Genomic DNA, 26,786 nt, shown 5'->3' with positions numbered 1-26,786 from the left:
TTGCCAAACGCCGAACTGTTGTCGTGAACCATCACTTTTACAGGTAACGGCTCATGCTCCGGGTTGTTCCCCGCTCTCGCTTGGCAAGCCTGCACCGCCATGGAGCCTGCGCCATGCGGAAGGGGTCTGCCCAAGCACCTTGATAAAACGTTGACTGAATGCCGCCTGGCTCTGGTATCCGACGCGGGCCGCCACCTCACCGATGGCCAGGTCGGTGAGCCGCAGCAGATCTTGCGCTCGCTCAAGGCGGCGGCGCTGCAAGTAGAGGGCCGGACTGGTGCCCATCTCGCTGACGAATAACTGATTGAAGCGGCTGATGCCCAGACAGGCCTTGGCAGCCAACTCCGCGGTCGGCAGGGGCTGATCCAGATGGGCATCCATATGAACCAGCACCCGGTTGAGACGCGGGCTTATCCCCCGCCCCTGCCCCAGCAAGCGCAGCCAGAGTTCACCCATGCCAAGGGGGGCCTGGCCACGCTCGAGCAGGGGGCGCATAAAGGCAAGGTAACGCCGCTGATCCCCATTCAAGGGCTGGAAAGAGCATTCAAGCAGGGCTGGCGGCAGCCAGTGGGCATCCTGGGTGAGGAAAGGCAGGGCGGGATCGGCGGAAAAATCGTGACGCTCCCCGGGAGCAATCACGCACACCCAGCCAGGCTGGAGTCGCCGGGCCGCTCCCGCCACCTCAATCTCGAGGGGGCCATCGAGGGGCAATACCAGCTGGGCATGGTCATGGCGGTGACTGGTGGTCTGCGCGCTGTAGCGGCGCAGGCTTAACGATTCCATCCGGCAGGCTCCATCAAGGCCAAGGGAAGAGCTCATGCTAACAGCGCCGTGCCCAGACGCAAAGACGGGGCTTGGGCCCCGTCGTTGCGATGTTGCGCGGCGTTTAAGCCATCAGGATTTGCCGAGCAGCTCGTTGATCTCGTCCACCTTGGTGTGACGCACGTCTTTGCCCTTGACGAAATAGATGATGTATTCGCAGATATGCTGGCAACGATCGCCGACCCGCTCGATGGCACGCGCCGCCCAGAGCACGTTCAACACCTGAGGTATGGTGCGCGGATCTTCCATCATGTAAGTCATCAGCTCGCGGATGATGGACTCGTACTCCCGGTCTACCTTGTCATCTTCCTTGTAGACGGTGATGGCCGCGTCCAGATCCATGCGGGCAAAGGCATCGAGCACATCGTGCAGCATCTTGATGGTACGGCGGCCCATGTTCTCGAGGGATACCAGCGGCGGTTGCGGCTTGTTGGCGTTGTTGGTCAGCATGCGGGCTATCTTGTCCGCCACGTCACCAATGCGCTCGAGCTCGGAGATGGTCTTGATGATGGCCATCACCAGACGCAAGTCAGAAGCCGCAGGCTGTCGCTTGGCGATGATGCGGGTGCACTCCTCGTCGATGGCCACTTCCATGGCGTTGACCTTGTGGTCGTTGATGACGATCTTGCGCGCCGCCTCCAGGTCCTGACCATGGATGGCCGCGATGGCATCGATGAGCTGCTGCTCGACCAGCCCCCCCATCACCAGCACCTGATTGCGGATGCCCTCCAGTTCGGCATTGAACTGGCCGGAGATATGTTTATTGAGATTCATATTGTCCATACAAATAATCCTTGTCGGTCCGATTATATCCCAGGATGGCCATGGGCCCTCATCCTTGTCCCTCGCGCTTAGCCATAACGGCCGGTGATATAGTCTTCGGTCTTCTTCTTGGTCGGGGTGGTGAAGATGGTATTGGTGTCCGCGTACTCAATCAGCTCGCCCATGTACATGAAGGCGGTCTGATCCGAGACCCGCGCCGCCTGCTGCATGTTGTGGGTGACGATGACCACGGTGAACTGGGTCTTGAGCTCGTTGATCAGCTCCTCGATGGTCAGGGTCGAGATGGGATCGAGCGCCGAGGTGGGTTCATCGAGCAGCAGCACTTCCGGCTCGATGGCGATAGCACGGGCGATCACCAGACGCTGCTGCTGACCACCGGACAGACCGAAGGCGTTGTCATGCAGCCGATCCTTCACCTCCTCCCAGAGCGCCGCACCGCGCAGGGAACGCTCGGCGGCTTCATCGAGCTGGCGCCGGTCACTGATGCCTTGCAGGCGCAGGCCATAGACCACGTTCTCATAGATGGACTTGGGGAACGGATTGGGGCGCTGGAACACCATGCCGACGCGGCGGCGCAGGGCAGACACATCCACGTTCTTGTCATAGATGTTGTGACCGTGCAGCTGGATCTCGCCCTCGATGCGGCAGATCTCCACCAGATCGTTCATCCGGTTGATACAGCGCAGCAGGGTTGACTTGCCGCAGCCGGACGGGCCGATAAAGGCCGTCACCTGCCCCTTGGGGATCTTCATATTCACATTGAACAGCGCCTGCTTGCTGCCGTAGTACAGATTGAGGTCCTTGACCTCAAGGGCAGTCTGCTCCGGGGTCAGCTTGCCCAGATCCAGGGCCTTGTGCAGGGTCGAAGTCGGCGTCACGTTGATCATCTGTTTACCTCAAAAGTCTCAAATTCTTGTCTGGACGGCTGAAACCTGATGTGTCAGCGGCCGGAATGCGTGGGTAGCGAGGATGGCGGCTCGCTGTCAAGCCGCACATCGGTTACCCCTGTCTCGGTTCGGAACGCCAGATTAATGCTCCAGCGACCGGAATTTTGCACGCAAGTGGTTACGAATGCCGGTGATATCGGTCAGGTTCATACTGTTCATCCCTTGCCTCAACATCAGTCCGGACAGCCGCATCAATGTTCCAAAGAGCGGAATTTCTCGCGCAAGTGGTTACGAATGCCGGTGATATCGGTCAGGTTCATGCTGTTCATACCTTGTCTCAACATCAGTCCGGACAGCCGCATCAATGTTCCAAAGAGCGGAATTTCTCGCGCAAGTGGTTACGAATACCGATAGCCGTCAGATTGAGCCCGACGATGACGGTCACCAGCAGGAACGAGGTCGCATAGACCAGCGGCCTGGCCGCTTCCACGTTCGGACTCTGGAAGCCCACGTCATAGATGTGGAAGCCCAGGTGCATGAACTTGCGCTCCACATGCAGGTAGGGGAAGTTGCCATCCACCGGCAGGGTCGGTGCCAGCTTGACCACACCGACCAGCATCAGCGGAGCCACCTCACCCGCCGCGCGAGCAATGGCCAGGATAAGGCCGGTCATGATGGCCGGACTCGCCATGGGCAGCACGATGCGCCACAGGGTCTCGGCCTGGGTCGCCCCCAGGGCAAGGGAGCCCTGACGTACCGTGCTCGGGATCCGCGCCAGCCCCTCTTCGGTGGAAACGATCACCACCGGCAGGGTCAGGATGGCCAGGGTCAGCGCCGACCAGATGACCCCGGGGGAGCCAAAGGTCGGACTCGGCAGCGCCTCCGGATAGAACAGCTGATCCAGCGACCCACCGAGCGTGTAGACGAAGAAACCCAGACCAAATACGCCATAGACGATGGAAGGAACACCCGCCAGGTTGATGACCGCAATCCGGATAAGCTTGGTCAGGCCATTCTTGCCCGCATATTCGTGCAGGTAAACAGCCGCCACGACGCCGAGCGGGGTCACTATGATGGCCATCAGTATCACCATGAAGACGGTGCCGAAGATGGCTGGGAAGACGCCCCCTTCGGTATTGGCCTCGCGGGGTTCGCCGCTGACAAACTTGCCTATCTGATGGAACCAGTGCCCCACCTTGCCCAACAGGTTCATCTCATTGGGCCAGGTGATGTCCAAGACCTTGGACATGGGCATCTCGACCTCGACCCCACGCATGTCGCGCACCTTGATGGCATCGCGATCGGCCTGGCGGCGCAGGTCAAACAGCTGCTTCTCAAGCACCAGGTAATCGGCGTTGAGGGTCGCGCGCCGCTTGGCCAAGTCAGCCTTGAGGCTATCGGTCAGCTCCCCGTCCAGCTCGGCCTTGCGCTCCTTGAGACGCAATTTTTCGAGCTCATAGTTGATGCTGCCTATGTCGCCTTTTTGCAGGGCATTGGCCTCTTCGGAGAGGCGATTGCTGCGTGCCAGCATCCGCGCGAGCACGGTGTGCAAGTCAGTGGTGATGAGCTTGCCATCCTCCCGCGCCGAACTCAGGTAGCCGTAGAAGTTGCCATTGGTGCTGCGCTCGAGTACCGCCAGCTCCTTGGGTTGGCTGCGAGACAGGATGTCGGTCTCCAGCACCCAGCGAAAATCCAGTCCCACGAATTCACGGTTGCCTGTCTTGACCAGATAGCGGGTCAAGTCTTTGCGCTCCTCCCCCGCCAGGGCCAGACCGGAAGCCCGCAACTGCTCGACCGGTACCAGCTCCCTGTCATTGATCTCGCCGATGAGGGTGCTCTTGGCGCCGTTGGCATCCTGTACCTGCCACTCATAGATGGGGTGCGGCCAGAAGTAGGTGAGACCACGCCAACCGATGAGCAACAACAGACCCAGCACGGCGACCAGACTCAGACTGACAGCGCCGCCCGTCATCCAGATCCAGGGGGCCCCTGATTTAAACCACTTACCCATTGTCGATTCCTTCACTACAGGGAACTGTATTTTTCACGCAGACGCTGGCGAACGAATTCGGCCAGGGTGTTGACGAGAAAGGTGAACACAAACAGCACGAAGGCGGCGAGGAAGAGTACCCGATAGTGGGAGCTGCCCACCTCGGACTCCGGCATCTCTACCGCGATGTTGGCCGCCAGGGTACGCAGCCCCTGGAACATGGAGAAGTCCATGATGGGGGTATTGCCCGTGGCCATCAGCACTATCATGGTCTCGCCCACCGCGCGGCCAAGGCCCATCATCACCGCCGAGAAGATGCCCGGACTCGCAGTCAGGATCACCACCCGGCTCAGGGTCTGCCAGGGGGTCGCCCCCAGGGCGAGCGAACCTTGGGTGAGGTGCTTGGGTACCGAGAAGACCGCGTCTTCGGCGATGGAGAAGATGGTCGGGATCACCGCAAAGCCCATGGCGATGCCTACCACCAGCGAGTTGCGCTGGTCAAACTTGATGCCCATCTCGTTGGTGAGCCAGCTGCGGGTGTCGCCGCCAAAGAAGGTGTGTTCCACCATGGGGCTCAGGTGCAGGGCCAGCCAGCCGATGAAGAGCACCACTGGGATGAGCAGTATGGCTTGTGAACCATCGGGCACCAGCTGCTTGAGCTTGCCCGGCAAGCCATGCCAGGCCAGGGCCGTGAGCAGCATGCCTAAGGGCAGCATCACCAGCATCATAAAGATGCCGGGCAGATAATCCTCGACGATGGGGGCGAGCCAGAGGCCGGCCAGGAAGCCCAGGATCACGGTCGGCAGCGCCTCCATGATCTCCACCGTCGGTTTGACGAATTTACGCATCCCGGCCGACATGAAGTAAGCGGTGTAGATGGCACCGGCCACCCCAATCGGCACGGCGAACAGCATGGCGTAGAAGGCCGCCTTGAGGGTCCCGAACGAGATGGGGATCAGGCTCAGCTTGGGCTCGAAGTCATTGCTGGCGGAGGTAGACTGCCAGACATACATGGGCTCGGGATAACCTTCGTACCACACCTCCTGCCAGAGCGCGGACCAGGTCACCTCGGGATGCTCGTTCTTCACCGAGTAGCTCTTGATCTCGTTGCCCTGTTGCAGCAGCAGCAAGTTGTGACGCGGAGAGATGGCCACCCCGTTGAAGCCGCCGCCGTCTATCTTCTCGCCCAGCAGCTTGGACTCACCGGTGGCATGGAAGAAGTTGATGGTGCCATCCTGGCTCGCCGAGACGAAGCCTTTGCGGAACTGTTCCGGCGCGAGCTGCGCCACGGGGCCATCGCTCTTGAAATCGCGGATATAGGTAAACTCGCGCTTGCCGTTCTTGGCGACTTCAAACCACTGGGAGATAACGCCGTTATCATTGCCCACCAGGATGGAAGAGGCCCCGGCCAGCAGTGCCAGCTGGGTGACATTGGCATTGGGCGCATTGATGTCGAGCACATCGCGCAGCTGGATGTCGTCGAGGCTCTGGATGTCATAAACGGAGAGACGGTTGCCAGAACGCACCAGCAAGATGCGCAGATTAGGGGTCAACAGCATCTGATCGACCTGGCGGGGCAGGGCCGGAATGGGGTAGCTCTTGTTGGTCCACTCCACCTCACCAGAAATGAAGTTCTCCTCGCCGCTCATCACCGCCATGACGCCGCGGCCATCCTGGGTCAATGCCGCCGCCACCATCTTGTCTTTGCCTGCCTCAAACACCAGCTGGCTGAGGGGCTTGCCCTGGGGATCCACCACGATCGGCTCTTCGCCGAAGGGGTAACCCAGCACGGGTTCAATCAGTCGCACATCCTTGGGGTAGCTCACCTTGAATTTAGGCTCCACCACCAGCGCCTTGCCATCCTGGAAGCCATAGGTCAGGTAGGATCTGCCCGGGGTCGGGATCGCGACCGCGCTTATCTCCCCTGGTACCTGAGCCTGGCCGATGGCCTCGCCAGCCTTGAAGCGAGCGTCATCTTGCAGTGCGAAGAAATTGACCTCCCCCTTGTCACTGAAGCGATACCCTATCTCGTTTTGCTCCTCGACCCCGATCAGGGCCGTCTTGTCCTTGACCGGCAAGGAGAAACTGGAGAGCGGAGCCATGGAGGCACCGTCGAAGATGGGTTTCACCACATAGAGCAGATAGAAGAAGATGAGCAAGAGCGCCACCAACACCAGGGTTCCCCCTGCGGTGACGCCATACTTGGCTAGTTTGTCCTTGATCCGGCGCTTTCTGCTGCCCGCCATGATCAGGTGAATCGATTCCGATGACATGCAAAACCTCAATGTGAGCTAGGCTTGGCGGCATTATATGGCGGTTGCATGACAGTTTTGTTACATGAGGGAGGGAGTTTGTGCGAGGCCGATATTCGAGGGGATGCCTTCTGCCAAGGTGTTGAATAGCGAGGCGAAATGGGAACCAGTCCCGCACATGGCCAAGGGAAACGGCGGCAGGCCTGCGCGCCATGGCCGGCTCAGTGGAGCGGGCCATGACAGCATCCTGGAATGGATGCGGAACCGCCCTCGCTCAGGGCGCCAAGTGGCTTGGCTGTTGCGCCTTGGCCGCCTTCTGCTCGGCGCGGCGTCGCTTGAAGAAAGCAGAGAGCTGGGCGGAACATGCCTCGGCCAGCACCCCTGCCTGCAGCGCTATCCTGTGGTTGTGACGCTCATCCTGCAATATGTTGAACACAGAACCCGCCGCCCCCGTTTTAGGATCCGTCGCGCCATAGACCACCCGTTTGACCCGGCTGTGAATGAGGGCGCCTGCGCACATGCAGCAAGGCTCCAGGGTCACATAAAGGGTGGTGTCGAGCAGACGGTAGTTTTGCAGATGCGCTCCGGCGGCGCGGATCGCCATGATCTCGGCGTGGGCGCAGGCGTCATGACCCGTGATGGCGTTATTCCACCCCTCCCCCACTATCTGATCCCCCAGCACCAGCACAGCACCGACCGGGATCTCGCCCATCCCCTCGGCTTTGGCGGCCAGGGCCATGGCGTGCCTCATCCAGATTTCATCCTGCGCGGACATCTCGGTTTCCAAACTCTCCCCCTTGGCGGTGACACGGGTAAACAGGCGATTAAAATGGGGGGCGATTATGCCAAATCCTCCCGAAGAGCCCAAGAAACATCTCGCCTGCACAATAAAGAAGCAATCGGCATCTCCCTGATAAAAAAGGACTTGCGCCGCAAAGACCATCTCATTAGACTTCCCATCCGTCAGCCAAGCTGACGCAGTCGGCGTGTAGCGCAGCCAGGTAGCGCACTGTCATGGGGTGTCAGGGGTCGGAGGTTCGAATCCTCTCACGCCGACCATCATTCCCCGAAAATAGCCCAGTCTCACGACTGGGCTATTTTTTTGGCTGCCATCTGCCCCCTGGCTACCCATCTCACCTCTTCGTCGGCTCACGGCCCGCCATCCCCAGACACACAGAGCCCCTATAACCCCTCATAGCAACGCGCCTTCCACCCCTTAATGAATAGTCCTCTCAGAGTCGGGATGATTTATATACAGAACCGCTTGAGCCTTTTTCATAAAGCCGCTAGGATGTGCGCCTTCGTGCCGGCACTCGCTAGGAATGCACACTCACAGGGTAAGGATCCGACCCACCGGCTTGCAATCTACCCAGAGGCAAGCAGACATGACCACCCAGCTTCAGTCCCATATCCCCTCCCAAGAACCCGATGACGAACAGGTTGTTCGGCTCGACATCATCGATCTTGCCGAACCGGACGAAGAGTACTGACCCTTCTTCATGGCCATGGGGCCTTTTACCCCGCCCTCAGCAACAGAATGAGCCGCCGAGATAAAAAAGTCTCATATTTCATAAAAAACAAATAAGTCAGCATATTGTACTGATGCCGTTGTGCCTGGGTCGAGAGCGCCCTCGCTGGCATCCGATACAAACCTACGTTATTGCGCTTCAATCTAATACCCAGCCCCCCGGATCGCCACCCCCTGCCCCCCAAGGGAGCCCAGTTTTAAACAAATCGACTTTTCCCTTTCCCGACAAGGGCCCTGCTGCCTATGGGCTCAATAAAGCGCACTCATACACGCCATTATTCCAGGCCTGGAGTGAGGTCGGGATCCCCCCTTGCATCCGTAATTAAATTACGTAATAAGCAACATAATACTGTGCACCACCTTCCCCCGAGAGACCGTCGAGGTGACTCTGCCCAACAAGAGTATTTCCATCTGGATGGAGCTTTTACTCAACACAATCAAATCAATATAAAACATACACTTATCTATTATATGAAAACGGGCGTTTTAAAATATAGGTTGACGACACTCATTATTTTCAGCACCTTAACAATCATGTTACCTGGCATGACTGAGGGTGACAGTGAACAGGGATCGACTTTAGTCGTAGTTATTTAGTTCAAAATGTAATTTTCACAGGAGTGACCCCCATGTCGGCACCGGCCCAGGCCCTTTGCAGTGATCGCCTTCGCATTGAAGGCCCCATGCAACCCGAGTATTCACAAATACTGACACCGGAAGCGGTGGCGCTGGTGTCCGAACTGGTGGAACATTTCGCTCCCCAGCGCAAAGAGTTGCTCAAGCAGCGCATCGCCCGTCAGGCCCGTATCGACGGTGGCGAGCTGCCGGACTTCCTGCCCGAGACGGCCCATATCCGCGAGGGCAACTGGACGGTGCGCGGCATCCCCGCCGACTTGCAGGACAGGCGGGTGGAGATCACCGGCCCGGTCGAGCGCAAGATGGTGATCAATGCCCTCAACGCCAACGTCAAGGTGTTCATGGCCGACTTCGAAGACTCACTGGCACCGGCCTGGAATAAGGTGATCGAGGGTCAGATCAACCTGCGCGATGCGGTCAATGGCACCGTCTCCTACCAGAGCCCGGAAGGTAAGTCATATAGCCTCAAGGCCGATCCGGCGGTACTGATCTGCCGGGTGCGCGGCCTGCATCTGCCGGAGAAACACGTCACCTTCGATGGCGCCCCCATCCCCGGCGGCCTGTTCGACTTCGCGCTCTATTTCCTGCACAACCACAAGGCGCTGCTGGCCAAGGGCTCGGGCCCCTACTTCTACCTGCCCAAGCTGCAGAGCCACCTGGAAGGACGCTGGTGGAGCGAGGTGTTCGCCTGGACCGAAGACAAGTTCGGTCTGCCCCGCGGCACCATCAAGGCCACCGTGCTTATCGAGACCCTGCCGGCGGTGTTCGAGATGGATGAACTGCTCTATCAGATGAAGGATCACATAGTGGCGCTGAACTGCGGCCGCTGGGACTACATCTTCAGCTACATCAAGACCCTGAAGAACCATCCCGACCGCGTGCTGCCCGACCGCCAGGTGGTCACCATGGACAAGCCCTTCCTCTCCGCCTATTCACGGCTGCTGATCAAGACTTGCCACCAACGCGGCGCCCTGGCCATGGGCGGCATGGCCGCCTTCATCCCGGCCAAGGACCCTGCCGTCAATGAGCAGGTGTTTGCCAAGGTCAAGGCCGACAAAGAGCGGGAGGCCCACAACGGTCACGACGGCACCTGGGTCGCCCACCCCGGCCTCGCCGATACCGCCATGGCGGTGTTCAACGCCGCCATTCCCGCCGGTGAAAAGAATCAGATAGGCGTACTGCGCGAGCAAGATGCCCCCATCACGGCCGCCGAGCTGCTGGCCCCCTGCGAGGGCGAGCGCACCGAGGCGGGCATGCGCACCAACATCCGCATCGCTCTGCAATACCTGGAAGCCTGGATAGGCGGCAACGGCTGCGTGCCCATCTACGGCCTGATGGAAGACGCGGCCACCGCCGAGATCTCCCGCACCTCCATCTGGCAGTGGATCCGCCACGGCAAGAGCCTGTCGAACGGCCAGGTGGTGACCAAGGCGCTGTTCCGCCAGATGCTGGCCGAGGAGCAGCAGGTGGTCAAAGCCGAGCTGGGCGAGGCCCGCTGGCAGGCAGGTCGCTTTGCCGAGGCGAGCGAGCTGATGGAGCAGATCACCTGTGCCGACACCCTGATCGATTTTCTGACGCTGCCCGGTTACGAGCGGCTCTGAATCCGGGCCCCGGGCGGGGCTCGCCAATAACAAAACAATGGACACGTGAAATCAATGAAAGAGGGAACTGATATGGCACTGACCCGTGAGCAACAGATCCAGGCTATCGAGAAAGACTGGGCAGAAAACCCCCGCTGGAAAGGGATCAAACGCGGCTACAGCGCCGAAGACGTGGTGAACCTGCGTGGCAGCCTGGTCCCCGCCCATACCCTGGCCCAACGCGGCGCCGACAAATTGTGGGAGCTGATCCACGGTAGCGCCAGGAAGGGCTACGTCAACTGCCTCGGCGCCCTGACCGGCGGCCAGGCGGTGCAGCAGGCCAAGGCCGGTATCGAGGCGATCTACCTCTCCGGCTGGCAGGTAGCGGCGGACAACAACCTCTCCTCCACCATGTACCCGGATCAGTCCCTCTACCCGGCCAACTCGGTGCCGTCCGTGGTGGAGCGCATCAACAACTCCTTCGCCCGCGCCGATCAGATCCAGTGGGCCAACAAGGTGGGCCCGCAGGATGCCGGTTTCATCGACTACTTCCTGCCGATAGTGGCGGATGCCGAAGCCGGTTTCGGTGGGGTGCTGAACGCGTTTGAGCTGATGAAGGGCATGATTGAAGCGGGCGCCGCCGGCGTGCACTTCGAAGATCAGCTCGCCTCGGTCAAGAAGTGCGGCCACATGGGCGGCAAGGTGCTGGTCCCGACCCAGGAAGCGGTGCAGAAGCTGGTCGCAGCACGTTTGGCGGCCGACGTCTGTGGCACCACCACCTTGGTGATCGCCCGCACCGACGCCAACGCGGCCGACTTGCTGACCACGGACGCCGATCCCTACGATGCCGGCTTCCTGACCGGTGAGCGTACCGCCGAAGGCTTCTACAAGGTGCAGGCCGGTATCGAGCAGGCCATCTCCCGCGGCCTGGCCTATGCCCCCTACGCCGACATGGTGTGGTGCGAAACCGCCAAGCCGGACTTGGACGAGGCTCGCCAGTTCGCCGAGGCCATCAAGGCCCAGTACCCGGACACCATACTGGCCTACAACTGCTCGCCGAGCTTCAACTGGAAGAAGAACCTGGACGATGCCACCATCGCCCGCTTCCAGCAGGAGCTGTCCGACATGGGCTACAAGTACCAGTTCATCACCCTCGCCGGCATTCATAACATGTGGTTCCACATGTACGAGCTGGCCTACCAGTACGCCCGTGGTGAGGGGATGAAGCACTATGTCGAGATGGTGCAGGAGCCGGAGTTTGCCGCGGCAAGCCGTGGTTACACCTTCGTGGCACACCAGCAGGAGGTGGGTACCGGGTATTTTGACAAGGTCACCACCGTCATCCAGGGCGGTCAATCCTCGGTCACGGCACTGACCGGTTCCACCGAAGAAGATCAGTTCCATTGATCTGAGTACTTGAGTCGCACTGATAAAAAACCCCGGCCTGGTGCCGGGGTTTCTGTTTCGCTCGCCTCGCACGCCCGGCTTGATGTCGCCGGTGCCCGACAGGATCAGAGCGCGAGGATCTCTTTCACAAAGGGAATGGTGAGCTTGCGCTTGGCGCTGAAGGAGGCGTTATCGAGTTGATTGAGGGTGCTGAGCAGAGTGCGCATGTCACGGGAGAGGCGATTGAGCAGGAAGCGGCCCACATCGATGGGCAACTTGAAACCACGCAGTTCGGCCCTCAGTTGCAGGGCACTGAGCTTGCCCTCATCATCGAGCTCCTGCAATTGGAAGGAGACCCCCCAGTCGAGGCGTGAGGCCAGATCCGGCAGTTGCAGCCCCAGCTTGCGCGGCGCACTGCAACCGGTCACAACGAGCGTTCCCTCTCCCTTCTCCTGCCAGCGATTGTAAAAATCGAACAGGGCCCGCTCCCAGAGGCTGTTGCCAGCAATGGCCTCCAGACTGTCGAGGCAGACCAGGGGCAGACTCTCCATGGCATCGAGCATGCTGGGATCCAGCTTTTCAAACTGATCGAGGGAGAGATAGGCGGCGGCGGCGTCGCGGGCGTTGACCTCGGCGCAGGTGGCATGCAGCAGATGGGAGCGGCCTGAGCCCTTGGCACCCCAGAAATAGAGGAAAGGTGCGCCCTGACCAATGGCGGCATTCTTCAGAGCCGTGATCAGATGGGCGTTGTTGCCGGGATAGAAACTGACGAAGGTTTCATCATCCGGAAGTTGTACGGCTAAAGACAGTTGGGCCGGTTGCTTCACTCGGTGGGCTTTGACTGTGACATTTGTGCGCTAGTGTAACATCGCTCGGCCAGATAGAGAACCGCCGGACCGGAGCCCGGCGGTGGCAGGCGCTAAGGCTGCGACCATTGGTAACGCAGATTGCCCTCATCGGGTAGACGCTGCAACCTGGGCTCGAGCTCCAGGCCGCGAATGAGTTCGGCTCTGTCCCCCTGCAGAGTGAGGGAGAAGTTGACCTTGTCGCCATTGAGCTGGCCTATGGTGACCTGGGTGACACTCGCCATGCCTTGCAGCAGTTTTTGCAGGCTGATCATGTCATCGATGCCCTGCACCCCTTCAATCTGCAAGGCTTGGCTCGAACTGGCACCGCCAAGACGGGCGCCATAGTTCTCCACCAGCCAACCGGCCAGGGCATCGGCCAAACCGGTGGCGATCTCCTGCTGGCTACCTTGCACCTCCCCCTTGGTCAGCTGCTCGGTTGCCCCTGACTTGGGGCCATAGAGGGCCCAATCCAGGGTCCACTCTTCCCCTTTGGCCACTAATTGGCCCAACACCACCATCTCGGCACCGTAGCGCTGGCTGGCCTTGAGGATGGGGCCGGCGAAACGACCCCAGACATCGGTGGCACTGACCGCCATGCTGTCATCCAAATCCATCAGAGGGATGCTGACCGGCAGCCCCAGGGCCTGGGCCTGGCTGCGCAGCACAGGAGACCAGCCATCACCGGACTGATCCGAAATGATACGGCGCTCCCCGTCGTCCTGAACCAACCAGAACGCAAGCTGCGGACGGGCGGGGCCAAGCAGCGCATACTTGCTGGCCGCGATCAGGGCATTGACCTTGGCGGGCACGAACTGCGCCTTGAGCATCTGCACCTGGCCCTCATCCTGATAGCCGTACTGCTGCACATACTCCTTGGGGGCAGCCAGCGCCTTGACCACCTCAGGCTGCGCCAGAATATCGCGCTTGCCGCTCACCTTGACCAGCACCTGAGACAGCGCCTGGCCCTGGGCCGCCGTCATATCGCCGCTGGTTGGCGCCATACCTTGGTAGAGATCGTTGACCTGAGCGGCTGACAGGGTGCAGGCAAACAGGGCGCCACAGAGGGCGAACAGACATTTATGCATGGGAAACAGCTCTCTGGCGAACAGGATGTGGTGATATGGTAGCGGCAAGCCCTATCCGCCAGCAAGCCGGGTTCGCTGCCGACGCCACAACTCACAAGGGGTCTATGCCCGCTACCCCTTGCCCGAATGAGCAAACAGCCAGACATGACAAAGCCGACCCTGGGGTCGGCTTTTGTGAGGGCTATCTGCGCCCCCGATATCTGTCAGGCGTCTCTTGAGCTGACTAATCGGGCTTACTTGGTGCCGAAGATCTTGTCGCCAGCATCCCCCAGACCCGGGACTATGTAGCCCTTCTCGTTCAGGCCGTCATCGATGGCGGCGCAGTAGACTTCCACGTCAGGATGCGCGGCTTCCAGGGCCTTGAGTCCTTCCGGGGCGGCAACCAGCACCAGCACCTTGATGGAGTGGCAACCCTTCTTCTTGAGCAGGTCTATGGTGGCGATCATGGAGCCGCCGGTGGCCAGCATGGGGTCAATGACCAGGGCCAGACGCTCTTCGATGTTGCTGACGATCTTCTCGAAATAAGGGACCGGTTGCAGGGTCTCTTCATCGCGATAGATGCCCACCACGCTGACCCGGGCGCTCGGCATGTGCTCGAGCACGCCATCCATCATGCCAAGACCGGCGCGCAGGATAGGCACGACCGTCACCTTCTTGCCCTTGATCTGGTCAACTTCTACCGGGCCGTTCCAGCCATTGATGGTGACCTTCTCAGTTTCGAAGTCAGAGGTGGCTTCGTAAGTCAGCAGGCTGCCAACCTCTTTGGCCAGTTCACGAAAGCGTTTGGTGCTGATGTCGCCTTCGCGCATCAGGCCAATCTTGTGCTTGACCAGGGGGTGTTTGGCTTCGATGACCTTCATTATTATCTCCTCTAACTGCCGCAAGAAAAATCGCGGAATCATACAATAAAAACCCTTGGCTGTAGAGCTTTTCCGGGGAAAAACGCGCAAACGATTTCCTTTCTGGTTTTCGGCCCTGGCTGGTAGAATGTGCCCCGAATTTTACCCTCCACTTCTATACATGACGGGGACTACTCGCGTGACTGACAAAACCTCACTGAGCTACAAGGATGCTGGCGTTGATATCGATGCCGGCAACGCACTGGTTGAACGTATCAAGGGCGTATCGAAGCGCACTCGTCGTCCTGAAGTCCTTGGTGGTCTTGGCGGCTTTGGGGCCCTGTGTCAAATCCCGGCGGGCTACAAGGAGCCAGTATTGGTCTCCGGTACCGATGGTGTGGGGACCAAGCTGCGTCTGGCCATCGATCTGAAGAAACACGATACCGTTGGCATCGATCTGGTGGCCATGTGCGTCAATGACCTGATCGTGCAAGGCGCCGAGCCGCTGTTCTTCCTCGACTACTATGCGACGGGCAAGCTGAATGTGGACACCGCCGCCAGCGTGGTCACCGGCATTGGCCTGGGCTGCGAGCAGTCCGGCTGCTCCCTGGTCGGCGGCGAAACCGCCGAGATGCCTGGCATGTATGAGGGGGATGATTACGACATCGCCGGCTTCTGTGTCGGTGTGGTCGAGAAGAGCGAGATCATCGACGGCAGCAAGGTCGGTGAGGGCGATGCCCTGATCGCCCTGGCCGCCAGCGGCCCCCACTCCAATGGCTTCTCCCTCATCCGCAAGATCCTGGAAGTGTCCGGCGCCGATGTGCAGCAGCCACTGGGTGAGACCACCCTGGCCAATGCCCTGCTGGAACCGACCCGCATCTATGTCAAACCCGTGCTCAAGCTCATCAAAGAGTGCGAGATCCACGCCCTGTCCCACATCACCGGCGGCGGCTTCTGGGAGAACATCCCCCGCGTGTTGCCCGCCAATACCCAGGCGGTGATCAACGAGCAGAGCTGGCAGTGGCCGGCGGTGTTCAGCTGGCTGCAGCAAGCGGGTAACGTCACCCGCTTCGAGATGTATCGCACCTTCAACTGCGGCGTCGGCATGATAGTCGCCCTGCCCGCCAGCGAGCTGGACAAGGCGCTGGCGCTGCTCAAGGCAGAGGGTGAGAACGCCTGGCACATTGGTCATATCGCCAAGGCCGCCGATGGCGAGGAGCAGGTCATCATCAAATGACCCGCATCCTCGTGCTTATCTCCGGCAGCGGTAGCAACCTGCAGGCCATACTGGATGGCTGCGGCCAGGGGCGGATTGACGGCCAGGTCGTGGCGGTCATCAGCAACAAAGCCGATGCCTATGGTCTGGTGCGGGCCCAGCAAGCGGGGGTTGCCGCCGAGGTGCTCGCCCATCAGGGCTTTGAGAGCCGCGAGGCTTACGATGCCGCCCTGATGGCCCGCATCGACAGCCACCAGCCGGACCTCATCGTGCTGGCCGGCTTTATGCGGATCCTGACCGGGGACCTGGTGCGTCACTATCAGGGACGCATGCTCAACATCCACCCCTCCCTGCTGCCCAAGTATCAGGGACTGCACACCCACCAACGCGCCATCGAGGCCGGTGACAAGGAACATGGCGCCAGCGTCCACTTCGTCACCGAGGAGCTCGATGGCGGCCCCGTGGTGCTGCAGGCGCGGGTCCCCATCTTCCCGGAAGATGAGGCGAGCGATGTGGCGGCCCGGGTGCAGGTGCAGGAACACAGCCTCTACCCCCTGGTGGTGCAGTGGTTCTGTCAGGGCAGATTGCGCTGTGATGCCAGCGGAGCCCACCTCGATGGGCAGCCTCTTGGTCAGGCCGGTTATGCCAACGACTGAATTTGGGTCCGGCACCGACCAGTAGCAGAAACGTAAAGAGGGAGGCCCATGGGCCTCCCTCTTCTTTATCCTGCGATCCCTCTGACCAGTCGGTCGTCAATACCTGCCTGATTCAGGCAGCCCCCTTGCCGCCCTGGCGTGACACCAGCTCGCCGAGTCGAAACAGGCAATGCTCCCCCGCCGTCATCTGTTGCCAGGATTCATTGCCGGTCAGCGGCCGGGTCGCTATCAGGGTCACCACGTCGTTGGGGGTGGTCTCACTCTGAAAATCGATGGCTACGTCCTCATCGAGCAGACGGGCCTCGCCAAAGGGTGCCCGGCGGGTGAGCCAGTGCAGGTTGTTGCTGCAATAGGTCATCACGTACTCGCCATCGGAGAGCAGCATGTTGAATACCCCCAGGGCGCGCAGCTCGTCGCACAGGTTCGCCAGATGGCGGAACATGGCCGGGAAGTTGGCGGGACGACGGGGATATTTCTGCTCGAGCCGACTCAGCAACCAGCAGAAAGCGTGTTCGCTGTCGGTATCGCCGATGGGCCTGTGCCGCCCTGTCGCCAGCTTCTTGTAACCGGTCAGCTGGCCGTTGTGGGCGAAGGTCCAGTTACGGCCCCACAGCTCACGGGTGAAGGGGTGGGTATTCTCCAGCGAGACGCAACCCCGGTTCGCCTGACGGATGTGACTCACCACGGCGCGGCTCTTGATGGGCAGCGCCTGCACCAGCCTGGCGATGGGGGATTCGGCACTGGGCTCGGGATCCTTGAAGGTGCGGCACCCCTTTCCTTCATAGAAGGTGATGCCCCAGCCATCCTTGTGGGGGCCCGTCTTGCCGCCGCGCAGCATCAGTCCGGTAAAACTGAAGCAGATATCGGTCGGTACATTGGCACTCATGCCGAGCAGTTCACACATGATCATTCTCCCCCTGCCCGCACGAACTGAGGCACAGCGGTTCGTGCATATCGACCGCGGCCTTACTCGGCCATCTCTTTTTCGACCAGCTGGATCAGGATATGGATCACCTTGATGTGTATCTCCTGAATGCGGTCGGCATAACCGAAGTGCGGCACCCGGATCTCGACATCGGCCAGGCCAGCCATCTTGCCGCCATCCTTGCCGGTCAGGGCGATCACCTTCATGCCCTTGGCATGAGCGGCTTCGATGGCCTTGAGGATGTTGCCTGAGTTGCCGCTGGTGGAGATGCCGAGCAGCACGTCGCCGCGACGGCCAACCGCCTCCACATAACGGGAGAAGACATAGTCGTAGCCAAAATCGTTGGAGACGCAGGAGAGATGGCTGGGGTCCGAGATGGCGATACCGGCATAACCGGGGCGGTTCTCGCGATAACGGCCGGTCAACTCTTCGGCAAAGTGCATGGCATCACAGTGGGAGCCACCGTTGCCACAGGAGAGCACCTTGCCCTCTTGCTTGAAGGAGTCGGCCAGCAACTTGGCAGCGGCCTCGATGTTGTTCAGATTCTGCTCATCGGCCAGGAATGCCTGCAGCACGCCAGCCGCTTCGGTCAGTTCATTGCGGATCAAGTCTTGGTACATGATATCTCTTCCAAAATGTCGTCGCGGCCATTCTCGCACAAGCCGGAGAAGGAGTCGCCCCCGGGCGGGCACTGGCTGCGTCAAATTGCGTTAGGGCGCTCACATTACGCCGGTAACAGGCTTGTAAACAACTTGATAAGTTTCTGCGTATGAATTACAACAGGGCCATATCCAACAGGTCAGACCTCTGGATGAGTTGAGCCAATTTGGCATCCTATCACGCAAGGAGCAAGCAATGACGACGACCCTCACTCTGCTCGGGGTGATCCTGGTTATCGGCGCCCTGGCTTATCGCCGGGTGTCCCTGTTTATCTCTACCCTGATCACCTTGGCCGCCCTGGTGCTGGGCACTCTGGTGGGTCATGTGCCTCTGCTGGCCTGGGCCCTGTTCGCCCTGATCGCCATACCTCTCAACCTGGTGGAGTTTCGCCGCAACCAGCTGACCAAGCCGCTGTTCAAGCTCTACAAGTCCATCATGCCGGAGATGTCCCGTACCGAAAAAGAGGCCATCGATGCGGGCACCACCTGGTGGGAAGCGGATCTCTTTGCCGGCAACCCGGACTGGAAGAAGCTGCACGCCATCCCGGTCAGTACCCTCTCTGCCGCCGAGCAGGCCTTCATGGACGGCCCGGTCGAAGAGGTGTGCCGCATGGTCAATGACTGGGAAGTGACCCACGAACGGGCCGACCTCTCCCCCGAGGTATGGCAGTACCTGAAGGACCACAAGTTCTTCGCCATGATCATCAAGAAAAAATACGGTGGCCTGGAATTCTCCGCCTATGCCCAATCCTGCGTGTTGCAGAAACTGTGCGGCGCCAGCGCCGTGCTCGCCTCCACCGTCGGCGTGCCCAACTCCTTAGGGCCGGGTGAGCTGCTGCAGCACTATGGCACCGAAGAGCAGAAAGACCACTACCTGCCCCGCCTGGCCATCGGCAAGGAGATCCCCTGCTTCGCCCTGACCAGCCCGGAAGCGGGCTCGGATGCGGGCTCCATCCCCGACTTCGGCGTTGTCTGCAAGGGTGAATGGGAAGGAGAAGAGGTGCTCGGCATGCGCCTGACCTGGAACAAGCGCTACATAACCCTCGCCCCCATCGCCACCGTGCTGGGGCTGGCGTTCAAGCTGCGCGACCCGGATCACCTGCTGGGTGAGGAGGAGGAGCTTGGCATCACCTGCGCCCTGATCCCCACCGACATCAAGGGCGTCGAGATTGGCCGCCGTCACTTCCCCCTCAACGTGCCGTTCCAGAACGGTCCGACCCGCGGCGAAGAGGTGTTCGTACCGCTCGACTTCATCATCGGCGGCCCGGCCATGGCCGGTCAGGGCTGGCGCATGCTGGTCGAATGTCTGTCGGTCGGCCGTGGCATCACCCTGCCCTCCAACAGCACAGGGGGCGTCAAGATGCTGGCCCTGGCGAGCGGCGCCTACAGCCGCATCCGCCGCCAGTTCAAGCTGCCCATCGGCAAGATGGAAGGCATCGAAGAGCCGCTGGCACGCCTGGGCGGTAACGCCTACATCATGGGCGCCGCCGCCAAGATGACGGTGACCGGCATCGATCTGGGGGAAAAGCCCTCGGTCATCTCCGCCATCGTCAAGTATCACCTCACCGACCGCGCCCAGAAGTGCGTCATCGATGCCATGGACATCCACGGCGGCAAGGCGATCTGCATGGGCCCGAACAACTACCTGGCCCGTGGCTACCAGGGTGCGCCCATCGCCGTCACGGTCGAAGGGGCCAATATCCTGACCCGCAGCATGATCATCTATGGTCAGGGCGCCATTCGCTGCCACCCCTATGTGTTGCCCGAGATGCTGGCCGCCAGCCACCCGGACAAGGAGCAGGCGCTCAAAGATTTCGACAAGGCGATGTTCAGCCACGTCGGTTTCGCCATCAGCAACCTGGTGCGCAGCTTCAGCCTGGGGATCACCGGCGCCCGTATCGCCGGCGCCCCCTTCAAGGACGGCACCCGCGGCTACTATCAGCAGCTGACCCGGCTCTCTGCCAACCTGGCTTTCCTGTCGGACATGGCGATGGCGACCCTGGGCGGCGAGCTCAAACGCAAGGAGCGGGTCTCCGCCCGCCTCGGCGATGTGTTGAGCCAGCTCTATCTGGCCTCGAGCGCCCTCAAGCGCTTCCAGGACGAAGGTCGTCAGCAGGCGGATCTGCCGCTGCTGCACTGGGCACTGCAAGATGCCCTGTTCAAGGCGCAAGAGGCGATCGACGAGTTGCTGCGCAACTTCCCGAATCGCTGGATTGGCTTGGCTCTGCGCATCATAGTGCTGCCGCTGGGCCGTGATCTGAAGCGCCCGAGCGACAAATTGGATAGTCAGGTTGCCCGTCTGCTGCAAACGCCGAGTGCAACCCGCAGTCGTCTGGCCGAAGGTCAGTATCTCACTCGCGAGGAGGGTAACCCCTTCGGCCTGCTGGAACAGGCACTGGACGAAGTACTGGCTGCCGAGCCGCTGTTTGACAAGGTGTGCAAGGCTGATGGCGTCCGTCGCCCCTTCACCCAGCTGGACAAGGTAGCCGAAGCGGGTCTGGCCGCTGGCACCCTGAATGAGGCGGAGGCCGAACTGCTGCGCCGCGCCGAAATAAGCCGGCTGCGTACCATCAACGTCGATGACTTCGACCCCATCGATCTGGTGGCCAACAAGGCCCTGTTCGAGGCATCCGCCTACCACAGGGCAGCCTGAACTCCCGCTTGCAACACACGCCTCCCATCGGGAGGCGTTTTTTATCTTCCCCTCCGCCATCTCCCTGCCAAAGGGGGGGGGTCATGGCAAAGAACATGGGGTATTTCCTGCCATATCCTCTCCCCCGACAATCTGAAGCCGATCCAGTTCGCTATTTATATTTCAATGAGTTTGCTAACCTCGGCGAAGCAGTTAAGGTAGGCGAAGGTGAAACACAGGATCCCGATATGGATGATAATATCCTGATTATCGATGACGAGGTCGTGCCTCCTCAGGATAAGCAGCAGGAAGGCTGGAAGGTGATGATAGTGGATGATGAACCGGAAGTTCATCGCATCACCAAACTCACCCTGAACAAATTTGAATTCGATGGCAGACCCCTGGCCTTTCTCGATGCCTATTCGGCCACCGAGGCCAAGGTGCAGCTCCTCGCACATCCCGACGTGGCGCTCTTGCTGCTGGATGTGGTGATGGAGACCGACGATGCCGGTCTGGAGGTGGTACGTTTCACTCGCGAGGAGTGCCACAACAAGCTGGTACGCATCGTGCTTCGCACCGGTCAACCCGGCCAGGCTCCGGAAGATGACGTGGTCAACAACTACGACATCAACGACTACAAGGACAAGACGGAACTCACCTCCCAGAAGTTGCGTACCCTGCTGCGCGCCAGTTTGCGTTCCTATCGTGATATCTGTGCCCTGGAGAATCATCGCCATGGGCTGGAGAAGGTCATCCAGGCTTCCAAGGGCATCTTCGACAAGTTGGCTCTGCGCCAATTCGTCGAAGGTGCCCAGACCCAACTCTGTACCCTGCTCAGCCTGGAAGAGTCGCAGATCTACAACGTCAGACAAGCGACCTATGAGCTGAAAGATCAGATGCTGGTACCGCTCCTGTCCGACAAAGAGCCCATGCGCTTGCACGATGCGCCCACCATCTTTCGCGAGGCCATGGCTCGTTCGGCCAACGTCTACCACGGCCACGAGATGGTGCTCTACTGCCAGAACCGCAGCCATCACCTGCTGTTTCACATCGAAACCCATCGCCCCCTGAGTCAGATAGACACCAGCCTGCTCAGCCTGTTCACCGAAAACATCATAGTGGCGCTGGAGAACATCCGGCTCAACGAGCTGATTGCCGACAACGAGCGCGAAATCATCTACCGCATCGGCGAGCTGGTTGAATCACGCTCCAAAGAGTCCGGTCTGCACGTCAAGCGGGTGGCTCTCTATACCGAGCTGTTCTGCCAACTGCTCGGCATGGATGAGCAGCAGAGCGAGCTTATCAAGCGCGCCTCCCCCCTCCATGACATCGGTAAGGTCGGCATCCCGGATGCCATCTTGCACAAGCCGGGCAAGCTCACCCCGGAGGAGTGGGAGATCATGAAGACCCATGCCCAGCTCGGGCATGACATGCTGTGCGGCAGCAAGCTGGCTCTGTTCCAGATTGGCGCCACCATAGCAGCTAACCACCACGAGAAGTGGAATGGCAGCGGTTATCCCCAAGGGCTGGCGGGGGAAGCCATCCCCCTGGTCGGGCGCATCGTTGCCCTGGCGGATGTATTCGATGCCCTGGGGTCGGATCGCTGCTACAAGCAGGCCTGGCCACTGGAGCAGGTGATCGATCTCATCAATGAGGAGCGGGGTCAGCATTTCGATCCCCAGCTGGTCGATCTGATGATGAGCAATCTCGATGACTTTCTCGCCATTCGCGCCGCCTATCGCGATAAATTTATCGGCGAGAGCTAAGCGGCGACTCAGCTTAGCGTGGCTGAGCAGAGGGTCTAAACAACGAGGCCGCCGTCCCTGGGGACGGCGGCCTCGTGCTACGTGGCTCGTTCGGTTTTTTGCCTCAGGGCCTCACTGCCCGGGCAGATTGAGATCCAGTACCGGGCCCGGCTCGGCCTCGGCCGCCTGCTGGGCCGCCATGGCCCGCTGGAAGGCGCGCCGTTTCTGCCACAGCATGAAGCCCACCCCTGCCCCCAGCAGCGCCAGCACACCCAGCCCGATCGTCAGCCATAGCCACCAGGGCGTGCCTTGCTCCTCCTCAAACCCAGGCGCGGGTGCGGGCACCGCCTCACTGGCGAGCGGAGCCGGCGCCACGGGCGCCAGCGCCGGATAGATGTCAAACGACTTGTCCGGCAGGGCGATACGCAGCTCCCGGCCACTGCGGCTGGTGGCAAACAGCTCGGCGCTGACGCGATACTTGCCCACCTGAGTCAACTTGGCGAGATCCACCTTGAGATCCCCCGTGCTGCCCTGGGCACTGAAGCCGGTGTGGGCACCGGTATTGCTGGTGGTCTCCCCCTTGATGGCGACCGTGGCCGGGTCCAGCTCATCCCCATCTATCTGCAGCACCAGCTCGGGCCCTTGCTGATCCCCGCTGCTGCGCAGCTGATAATTCACCGGTAGCGGGTAGAGCAGCACCTCCTGCCCACGGGCCCGCACGAACACCTGATTGCCGGTGCTGATCAGGGCCCGATACTTGCCAGCCGGTGCATCGAGCAACACCTCGGCGGTCAGGATGCCATCGACTGGCGCCTCATCGAGCCCCTTGCCATCGTCCAGATAATGGCCGAGCGCCTTCTCAAACACCGGCTCCCCCTGCTGTTCCGGGGTGCTGAAGCCTTGCAGGCGAGCGGTCATCCCCAAGTCGGTCAGATAGTAGCTGCGATCCGGGGTGTTGCCATCGATGAGCAGGCGAGCCCCCAGCTTGAGGTACTCCCCCTGATAGAGACGCTGGGGCAAGGGCTGCATATCCAGGGTCACATCGCTGAGCAGCCGAACTCGGTTGCTGGGATCGACGGCCCCTATCGCCTGCCAGGGGCCTGCCATCGGATGACGTATGGTGATCACATCCTGATCCCCCAGGGCCAGCCAACCCACCTCGGGAGCCTGCACCCGGCCTGCATACAGCTTGCTGCCATCGGGGCGCACCAGGATCACCGAGGGGCTGCCCGGCTGGCGCTTGATGATAAAGGAGACCTCCTTTATCCCGTAATCGATGCGAAATCTGTTGTCGAGCAGCGGCACATCGGAGGGACCGAACACCTCATTGGCCTGTGCCATGCCGGGCAGTGTGCCAAGCAGCAAACTGCCAAGCAGCCAGAGCCATGATTGCCTCTGCTGACTGCGGCGCCGGCCACTGCCTTGCACGACCCCAGATTTCATTGACGCCACAGGCAACTACCTCCCTTCTTCTGGACCAGATCCAGCCTGCTTTCATGGTCGGCCTGCGCCTCAGCACTGGCGCGGATCACCTTGAGTGGCGATCTGGTGGCATCCAGACGGCGTATGCCGGTGTCCTTGTTGGCATCATCCCCCCCCTCGGCGGCCAGATTGAGTTTGGTCTGGCCACCAGTCATCAACAGATAGACGTCTGCCAGTATCTCCGCATCGAGCAAGGCGCCGTGCAAGGTACGGTGAGAGTTGTCTATGCCGTAACGATCGCACAGGGTATCCAGGTTGTTACGTTTGCCCGGAAAGAGATCCCGCGCCATCGCCAGGGTATCGGTAACGGTACAGATATCGGTGGTCTTGAGGGAGAGACCCAGCTTGCTGAACTCATAATCCATGAAGCCCACGTCAAAGGGGGCATTGTGGGCGATCAGCTCAGCGCCACGAATGAAGTCAATGAACTCATTCGCTACCTTGCTGAAGGGGGGCTTGTCGACCAGGAACGCATCCGTGATGCCGTGTACCCGGATGGCCTCGGGATCCACCAGCCGATCCGGCTTGAGGTAGACATGATAGTGGTTACCGGTCAGGCGACGATTGATCACCTCCACGCAGCCGATCTCTATGATGCGGTGGCCCAGATAGTGCGGACCCCCACTAAAGTTCATGCCTGTGGTTTCAGTATCCAGAATGATTTGGCGGTTGGCTTGGGCTGTGTTCATGTTCCAATCTATGTCAAACTTCGGTTTTACTCGCTAGTTTACCCCAAGGCTCATGTTAAAACAGATTGATTTATATACGGATGGTTCCTGCCTCGGCAATCCGGGCCCGGGCGGCTACGGCGCTGTCATGGTCTTCGGTCAGCATCGCAAAGAGTTGGCGGGGGGCTATCGCCTGACGACCAACAACCGCATGGAACTGATGGCCGCCATCGTCGGCCTGCGCACCTTGAGCGAACCCTGCCAGGTACGACTCACCACCGACAGCCAGTACGTGCGCCAGGGCATCACCCAGTGGATCATTGGCTGGAAGAAGAAAGGCTGGATGACCGCTGGCCGCCAGCCGGTCAAGAATGTCGACTTGTGGAAGCAACTCGATGCAGAAGCCGCCCGCCATCAGATCGAATGGCTCTGGGTCAAGGGTCACTCGGGGCACCCCGAGAATGAACGCTGTGATGAGCTGGCCCGGGATGCCGCCAGTGGCAAAGAGCTGGCCGACGATGTCGGCTACCAGCCCTGATATCCCCGGTGATTGACGCGACCAGCTACCAGCCCTGACGTGCCATGCCCGGCGCCGTCACCTGCTTGGCCAATTGCCAGGGGCGACGCACCGGGATCAACGGATAGCGCCGCTTGCGCGCCGCTATCACATAGACAGAGGCGAAGGGGCGCAGATAGTCACGGCCCAGGCTCTCGCGCCACCAGCCGATACGACTGCGCGGCCCCATCATGGCGTAGCCGAATCTGTCATCGAACATCACCTCGAATCCCAACAACTGCAACCAGTCGGTGACTCTGGCCGGACTGAACATGCGCGCCGACCAGGGCAGTCGGCGACTCAACCCAGGCAGCAGATGGCCAAGGCCGGCCAGGCTCAGAGGGTTGTAGCCGCTAAGGATGAGCCAGCCATCATCGGTCAGTACCCGTTCGGCCTCACGCAGCACCTGATGGGGATCCACACTGAAATCGAGCACGTGGGCCAGCAGACAGGCATCCACGCTGCCCCCCCTGACTGGCAGTGCCAGAGGATCCCCTCGGCAATCGAGCAAGCGCCCCTGCCCGGCCATGCCAATCTGATGACGAATGCTGGAATGGCCACAGGATAGCTCGGCACTCAGGCTGCCGACTTTGAGCAGGTGATAACCAAAGAGTTGCGGGCACCAGCTGTCGAGCCGCTCCTGGATCTCTGCGGCGACCCAATCCCCCAGCGGGATCTCGGCCCAGCTGGTCGGGATCTCGAGCTGTTGTTCGGTGCGGGCCAGCTGCATAATAGGATTCAACCTCGGGAACATGGGTTAACACGCCATCCAGTTATATAAGATCCCCTTCATTAAGAGAACATAAAGAGGCCAACACCATGTATCCAGTCATCACGATACCCGCTTTTAATGACAACTATATCTGGTTGATCAGACACGAGAATCATTGCCTGGTTGTCGATCCGGGCGACGCGGCTCCGGTCCAGGACCGGCTCGACAGTCTCGGCCTTGAGCTCGATGCCATACTGCTCACCCATCATCACCACGACCATGTTGGCGGGGTCGATGCGCTGCTCAAACGCTACCCCAAGGCCCGGCTGTATGGCCCCAAGCTGAACCCGCTTCCCGATCAGCACGGCCAGTGGCTCGATGAGGGGGACACGATTGGCTGGCACGACCTCAGTCTCACCGTCATGCATGTCCCCGGTCATACCCTTGGCCACATCGCCTACCATGGCAACGGCATGCTGTTTTGCGGCGATGCCCTCTTCTCTGCCGGGTGCGGCCGCATGTTCGAAGGCACCCCGGATCAGATGCATGATTCACTGATGCGGCTGGCCGCGCTGCCAGATGACACTCTGGTCTATTGTGCCCATGAATATACCCTCTCCAATCTGCGTTTTTGCCTCGCCGTCGAGCCCGACAATCTGGCACTGCAAAAGCGCATCGGTCAGATCAGCAAGCTGCGCCAGCAGGGCCTTCCGAGTCTGCCCACCCGCTTGGGTGACGAGCGGGAATTCAACGTTTTTCTGCGCTGTAATGAACCGGGCGTAAAATTTTCTGCTGAGAAACAGGGGATGAAATACTTGGAAAATCCAGTAGATACCTTTGCCGTGCTCAGACGCTGGAAGGACACTTTTTGAACAAACCTTGATCAGGCCAGGTTTGCC

The 26,786-nt window shown here is 60.4% G+C and carries 22 protein-coding genes and 1 tRNA gene; 9 read left to right on the top strand and 14 right to left on the bottom strand.

Annotation, left to right across the window (positions count from 1 at the left end; genetic code table 11):
- Positions 1-51: 51 nt before the first annotated feature.
- The 6 genes from KYK33_RS07780 to tadA form a co-directional block, all read right to left on the bottom strand.
- Positions 52-783 carry an AraC family transcriptional regulator gene (locus tag KYK33_RS07780; RefSeq protein WP_224432610.1) on the bottom strand — a complete coding sequence of 244 codons (732 nt, stop codon included), beginning with the start codon at positions 781-783 and terminating at the stop codon, positions 52-54.
- Positions 784-894: 111 nt separating this feature from the next.
- Positions 895-1,605: a phosphate signaling complex protein PhoU gene (gene phoU / locus KYK33_RS07775; RefSeq protein ID WP_042039656.1), complete on the bottom strand. Its 711-nt coding sequence runs from the start codon at positions 1,603-1,605 to the stop codon at positions 895-897.
- Between the two features lie 68 nt (positions 1,606-1,673).
- Positions 1,674-2,492: a phosphate ABC transporter ATP-binding protein PstB gene (gene pstB / locus KYK33_RS07770; protein ID WP_042039658.1), complete on the bottom strand. Its 819-nt coding sequence runs from the start codon at positions 2,490-2,492 to the stop codon at positions 1,674-1,676.
- A 361-nt stretch (positions 2,493-2,853) separates the two neighbouring features.
- Positions 2,854-4,503 carry a phosphate ABC transporter permease PstA gene (gene pstA, locus KYK33_RS07765; protein WP_224432609.1) on the bottom strand — a complete coding sequence of 550 codons (1,650 nt, stop codon included), beginning with the start codon at positions 4,501-4,503 and terminating at the stop codon, positions 2,854-2,856.
- Positions 4,504-4,517: 14 nt separating this feature from the next.
- Positions 4,518-6,755 (bottom strand): ABC transporter permease subunit, encoded by a 2,238-nt coding sequence (locus KYK33_RS07760; RefSeq protein WP_224432608.1) that lies wholly within the window; start codon positions 6,753-6,755, stop codon positions 4,518-4,520.
- A 253-nt stretch (positions 6,756-7,008) separates the two neighbouring features.
- The gene (gene tadA / locus KYK33_RS07755; protein WP_224432607.1) at positions 7,009-7,509 is read right to left on the bottom strand and encodes a tRNA adenosine(34) deaminase TadA; all 501 of its coding nucleotides are present in this window, start codon (positions 7,507-7,509) and stop codon (positions 7,009-7,011) included.
- A 207-nt stretch (positions 7,510-7,716) separates the two neighbouring features.
- Here tadA and KYK33_RS07750 point away from each other — a divergent pair.
- From KYK33_RS07750 to aceA, 3 genes are all read left to right on the top strand, one after another.
- Positions 7,717-7,793, top strand: a tRNA-Pro gene (locus tag KYK33_RS07750).
- Positions 7,794-8,891: 1,098 nt separating this feature from the next.
- Positions 8,892-10,499 carry a malate synthase A gene (aceB, locus tag KYK33_RS07745; RefSeq protein WP_224432606.1) on the top strand — a complete coding sequence of 536 codons (1,608 nt, stop codon included), beginning with the start codon at positions 8,892-8,894 and terminating at the stop codon, positions 10,497-10,499.
- Between the two features lie 72 nt (positions 10,500-10,571).
- Positions 10,572-11,885 (top strand): isocitrate lyase, encoded by a 1,314-nt coding sequence (gene aceA / locus KYK33_RS07740; protein ID WP_224432605.1) that lies wholly within the window; start codon positions 10,572-10,574, stop codon positions 11,883-11,885.
- A 104-nt stretch (positions 11,886-11,989) separates the two neighbouring features.
- Here the strand turns inward: aceA and hda are convergent, their stop codons facing one another.
- The 3 genes from hda to upp form a co-directional block, all read right to left on the bottom strand.
- Complete coding sequence (gene hda / locus KYK33_RS07735; RefSeq protein WP_042039664.1) at positions 11,990-12,691, bottom strand: DnaA inactivator Hda; 702 nt, start codon at positions 12,689-12,691, stop codon at positions 11,990-11,992.
- Between the two features lie 92 nt (positions 12,692-12,783).
- Entirely contained in the window at positions 12,784-13,797 is a 1,014-nt protein-coding gene (locus KYK33_RS07730; protein WP_224432604.1) for a DUF2066 domain-containing protein, read from the bottom strand.
- Between the two features lie 233 nt (positions 13,798-14,030).
- On the bottom strand, positions 14,031-14,657 hold the full coding sequence (upp, locus tag KYK33_RS07725; RefSeq protein ID WP_005893847.1) for a uracil phosphoribosyltransferase: 627 nt from the start codon (positions 14,655-14,657) through the stop codon (positions 14,031-14,033).
- A 178-nt stretch (positions 14,658-14,835) separates the two neighbouring features.
- On the opposite strand from upp, the gene purM reads away from it, so the two are divergent.
- On the top strand, positions 14,836-15,873 hold the full coding sequence (gene purM, locus KYK33_RS07720; protein WP_084218089.1) for a phosphoribosylformylglycinamidine cyclo-ligase: 1,038 nt from the start codon (positions 14,836-14,838) through the stop codon (positions 15,871-15,873).
- Positions 15,870-16,508: a phosphoribosylglycinamide formyltransferase gene (gene purN / locus KYK33_RS07715; RefSeq protein ID WP_224432603.1), complete on the top strand. Its 639-nt coding sequence runs from the start codon at positions 15,870-15,872 to the stop codon at positions 16,506-16,508. Before purM ends, purN begins: the two co-directional genes overlap by 4 nt.
- Before the next feature lie 112 nt (positions 16,509-16,620).
- On the opposite strand, the gene KYK33_RS07710 is transcribed toward purN, so the two are convergent.
- Both KYK33_RS07710 and lpcA read right to left on the bottom strand, forming a co-directional pair.
- Positions 16,621-17,412, bottom strand: coding sequence for a class II glutamine amidotransferase (locus KYK33_RS07710; protein WP_224432602.1), 792 nt, complete (start codon positions 17,410-17,412; stop codon positions 16,621-16,623).
- Between the two features lie 62 nt (positions 17,413-17,474).
- Positions 17,475-18,053 carry a D-sedoheptulose 7-phosphate isomerase gene (lpcA, locus tag KYK33_RS07705; protein WP_042039670.1) on the bottom strand — a complete coding sequence of 193 codons (579 nt, stop codon included), beginning with the start codon at positions 18,051-18,053 and terminating at the stop codon, positions 17,475-17,477.
- Between the two features lie 235 nt (positions 18,054-18,288).
- Between lpcA and fadE the strand changes: the two genes are divergently transcribed.
- Together fadE and KYK33_RS07695 are read left to right on the top strand one after the other, a co-directional pair.
- Positions 18,289-20,745: an acyl-CoA dehydrogenase FadE gene (gene fadE, locus KYK33_RS07700; RefSeq protein WP_224432601.1), complete on the top strand. Its 2,457-nt coding sequence runs from the start codon at positions 18,289-18,291 to the stop codon at positions 20,743-20,745.
- Between the two features lie 227 nt (positions 20,746-20,972).
- On the top strand, positions 20,973-22,490 hold the full coding sequence (locus KYK33_RS07695) for an HD domain-containing phosphohydrolase (RefSeq protein WP_224432600.1): 1,518 nt from the start codon (positions 20,973-20,975) through the stop codon (positions 22,488-22,490).
- A gap of 111 nt (positions 22,491-22,601) precedes the next feature.
- Here KYK33_RS07695 and KYK33_RS07690 read toward each other — a convergent pair whose 3' ends face one another.
- Together KYK33_RS07690 and dnaQ are read right to left on the bottom strand one after the other, a co-directional pair.
- Positions 22,602-23,912, bottom strand: a complete 1,311-nt coding sequence (locus tag KYK33_RS07690; RefSeq protein ID WP_224432599.1) for a TIGR03503 family protein — start codon at positions 23,910-23,912, stop codon at positions 22,602-22,604.
- Positions 23,909-24,640 carry a DNA polymerase III subunit epsilon gene (gene dnaQ, locus KYK33_RS07685; protein WP_042039674.1) on the bottom strand — a complete coding sequence of 244 codons (732 nt, stop codon included), beginning with the start codon at positions 24,638-24,640 and terminating at the stop codon, positions 23,909-23,911. Before dnaQ ends, KYK33_RS07690 begins: the two co-directional genes overlap by 4 nt.
- A gap of 52 nt (positions 24,641-24,692) precedes the next feature.
- On the opposite strand from dnaQ, the gene rnhA reads away from it, so the two are divergent.
- A complete protein-coding gene (gene rnhA / locus KYK33_RS07680) occupies positions 24,693-25,157 on the top strand; it encodes a ribonuclease HI (protein WP_042039675.1) in 465 nt (154 codons plus the stop codon).
- 25 nt (positions 25,158-25,182) lie between these two features.
- On the opposite strand, the gene KYK33_RS07675 is transcribed toward rnhA, so the two are convergent.
- Complete coding sequence (locus KYK33_RS07675; protein ID WP_042039676.1) at positions 25,183-25,905, bottom strand: class I SAM-dependent methyltransferase; 723 nt, start codon at positions 25,903-25,905, stop codon at positions 25,183-25,185.
- 89 nt (positions 25,906-25,994) lie between these two features.
- Here KYK33_RS07675 and gloB point away from each other — a divergent pair, with 89 nt between their 5' ends.
- Entirely contained in the window at positions 25,995-26,759 is a 765-nt protein-coding gene (gloB, locus tag KYK33_RS07670) for a hydroxyacylglutathione hydrolase (protein ID WP_224432598.1), read from the top strand.
- Positions 26,760-26,786 lie beyond the last annotated feature (27 nt).

This window comes from Aeromonas rivuli, from assembly GCF_020149575.1.
Taxonomy (GTDB): Bacteria; Pseudomonadota; Gammaproteobacteria; order Enterobacterales; family Aeromonadaceae; genus Aeromonas; species Aeromonas rivuli.
Note: the sequence above shows the minus strand (reverse complement) of the source record. Positions and strands in the feature narration are given on the sequence as shown.